We start from the raw sequence: 3,224 nt of genomic DNA, 5'->3' as shown, positions 1-3,224 counted from the left end.
TACGCCGAAGACCTCGCTGCTACGATGCTTGCAACCACGCTGGGCATCGAGTTTGATCCGGATACTGCATGGCAGGAGCGGGAACAAATCTATAAAGCAAGTGGAAAGATCATCGAGACATCCCACATCTGTCAGTCAGCAAAAGGAGATGTATCAGGGAAGTGGACAACGGTTATCGCTGCAGCTGTTTTTGTTATGGAATAATCTCTCATAGGCAGTCCTCAACTGAAAGAAGACAATTACGTAATATATTTAATCTATACGCAGAATATTTCTAATATCAGGGTTTTGATACAGGACAGAAACCTGATATTATCAGTTTGGGATGGGGAATTGAGTGAACAAGGACACCGCTAAAGGTCGTGAACTGAAAAGCCTCCTCAGGCGTGGGGAAGATGCTCTCCTCAGGCGTGATTATGAGCGGGCCTCTACCTACTTCAGACGGGCATATACCACAGACCCGGGAAATATCATTGCAATAACTAATCTGGGGTATGTATATGCAAAAATGGGACGATTCTCCCATGCTCAGAAATGTTTCATCACTGCTTTGGACATTGATCCAGATAACCAGGTTGCCAAGAAGAACCTGAGTCTTCTGATGAGTCCGGATAAGGGTACAAGACCTGGTTCATCAGGGCAGGGAAGGGGAGGGCCAGGGGAGGAACTCTTCCTCAGATACCTTGAATGGGGAAACCTGCAGATGAAACAGGGTAACTATTATGCTGCAATTCAATATTTCAAACAGGCAAGCAGCATTCATCCGGACTTTATCGAGCCGCACATCAAGATCGGCTTGAGTTATGAAGAACTCAAAGAATATGCATCAGCGGTAGGTGCCTTCACCGATGCGCTGGATATTTTTCCCAAAGATCCGGTTGCACAGGAACATCTGGATCAATGCAGGGGTATGTCCAACGATAGTCGGTATCTGGAATCAGAAGATCGCGAATCAAAGACACGAGTCCGATCACCCCCTACAGATGACATTCATGATGTCAGGCAGGAAGAAAAAGAGCATATACCTGTTCCGGCACCGAAATCAGCAGATCACATTGTTAATACTCCAAATGCAGTATCCTCAACGGGAGCAGGATCAGAGGGAAGAACGGAATCTGATAAACCAAAAACCGATGATGACGTAATTCGTTCCATTCTTGATCAGTACAGTGATCTGATGGGAACGGCAAAGCCATCAGAAAAGGAATTACCTGTTGATAGTCCACAGCCTGAAGCAGAAATTCCAGAGCTCAAAACTCCTGAACCACCACAAGCCCCTGTATCTGTACCCGGTAAATCACCATCTCTCGGCAGTGATGATATCGTAAACAGCATATTGATGCAGTACCAGGATGATATTGCTGGTGAGAGTGATTCTGCACAACCAGAACAACCCCAGGCTGAACAGGATCAGATCCCCTATACCGGCCAAGCGCCTTTAAGTGGAGAGAATAATCAAATGACTGCAGTAAAACCCAGTGGAATCAGGGTAGATCTTAATGAAAACCAGAAAGATGCTTTGAGAGAACTCGGAAATATTGGAGCATCCCATGCAGCTACCACTCTCTCCACCATGCTAAACACGCCAATCATGCTGAATGTTCCTGAAATCAGTATTACTGATTTTGAGCATATCAATAAGGAAATTATTCAGGAAAATTCTGCCATGGGTATCTTCACCATGGAAGGACAGATGGCAAAAGCCGGATATGTCATCCTTCACGTTCCCCGGGAATCAGTAGTACTTATGACCAGTATTATGTTGGGGATGCCTGTTGATCCAAGCAGGGAACTCAATGAGATGGATGAGAGTGCCATCACCGAGATAGGTAACATCATGGTGTCGGCATTTCTGGATGGAACTGCAGAGTTGCTTGGGATCATCATGCTTCCCTCACCTCCCCGTACTATATTTGATCTCCCAAAAAATGTCTTCGACCTCATTATTAAGGAGAGCAATATTCTCTACGATAATGTTGTTTTCTTCAAAACTGAACTCATCTGTGATGAGCACGAACTTAATCTCAACATATTTATGCTTCCCAATCCCCCGGTTCTTCAGGAGATTGTCCGAATGCTCGAGAAGATCATCGAGGATTCAGCTCAGGGACAATAATTTCAGAATATTTTCGGGTAATAAAAAAATAGCTAAATTTCCCTGGTAGCACCATCAGCTTGGCGGATAATCAGCCTGCCACCCTCTTTTGGATAGTATGTGATGGTTCGGCCAACCGTTCCCCCGATATCTTCCCTGATGATGGGAATAGAATTCGCTTTCAGTAATTCCCGGAGGGCATCAACATTTCGTTCACCAATATTGAGATTTCCAGAAAAATTCTGGAACATCGAGGCTCCTCCTGCGAGTTTAGCCTTCAGAGAACAACCCTTCGATCCTTTCGCTGCAAGATCCTTTAAAAGAACCATAACTGCAGTATCAGCATATTTTCCTTCACGCTCTCCGGGTTTCCCACTTGATTTGGGAAGCATGACATGAGCCAGACCACCGATCTTACGCTCATCATCATGAAGGATTAATCCTACACATGAACCAAGACCGATAGAAGTCATCACTGCATTTCCCACTGACCACTCACCAATGCCGATGATAACCAGATCCTTCTGGTCCCGCGTTAATACCGGTGATGTTGTCATACTACATCCTGAAGGGACTTATCCGGAGGTGGAAATTACATTATCCATTCGTGCAAATAGTTCTGAAAGCAATCCTTTGCTTGGAAGCAGAATAATGTTCGCAGAAATCTGATACTCAGCACACATCAACTCAGTCTTAAAGAGCACCACTTCATCCACATTATCATCGATCTCCTGCGTTGCAATTATTGACTGGAGCGCTGCATGTGGCATATCGATTACCATTGATGGAGGAGATGGAATCATGATGATAGAGAGCAACGTCGCACAGGCATCAAGGAATGATGAGGTCATGATATTCCCGATCTCATGAAGGGCACTCTCATCCATATCATCAATCTCCCGTTCTGAAGCATTCTGACCAAGCATGATACTGGTCAGCCGGGTAATGGAGTCTTTAGGAATATGAATAATAATATACCCATTTCCTGCCAGTTGGCCCTGAATCTGAAAAACAATCATCGCTGCAGCAACGTCATCAAGATAATATCGGAGATTCTGTAACTGTACCAAAATAATTTCAGGAACACGAATGGTAATCAGGGTATTCAGGATGGTTGAGAGTGTGGTCG

At 44.8% G+C, this 3,224-nt stretch carries 4 protein-coding genes; 2 read left to right on the top strand and 2 right to left on the bottom strand.

The features are described 5' to 3' along the window. Both LUQ50_RS00080 and LUQ50_RS00075 read left to right on the top strand, forming a co-directional pair. Positions 1-204, top strand: a 204-nt coding sequence (locus tag LUQ50_RS00080) for a pyruvoyl-dependent arginine decarboxylase (RefSeq protein ID WP_300034271.1), incomplete at its 5' end; no start/stop codon positions are given. A gap of 133 nt (positions 205-337) precedes the next feature. Further along, positions 338-2,116: a tetratricopeptide repeat protein gene (locus tag LUQ50_RS00075; protein ID WP_300034268.1), complete on the top strand. Its 1,779-nt coding sequence runs from the start codon at positions 338-340 to the stop codon at positions 2,114-2,116. 32 nt (positions 2,117-2,148) lie between these two features. Here LUQ50_RS00075 and LUQ50_RS00070 read toward each other — a convergent pair whose 3' ends face one another. Together LUQ50_RS00070 and LUQ50_RS00065 are read right to left on the bottom strand one after the other, a co-directional pair. Next, positions 2,149-2,652: a chemotaxis protein CheD gene (locus LUQ50_RS00070; protein WP_300034265.1), complete on the bottom strand. Its 504-nt coding sequence runs from the start codon at positions 2,650-2,652 to the stop codon at positions 2,149-2,151. An 18-nt stretch (positions 2,653-2,670) separates the two neighbouring features. Beyond that, a partial coding sequence (locus LUQ50_RS00065) for a chemotaxis protein CheC (RefSeq protein WP_300034262.1) occupies positions 2,671-3,224 on the bottom strand: 554 nt, incomplete at its 5' end.

It is taken from the genome of Methanospirillum sp., assembly GCF_028679455.1.
Taxonomy (GTDB): Archaea; Halobacteriota; Methanomicrobia; order Methanomicrobiales; family Methanospirillaceae; genus Methanospirillum.
The sequence above is the reverse complement of the archived record's forward strand: the minus strand, read 5'-3'. Positions and strand labels throughout refer to the sequence as shown.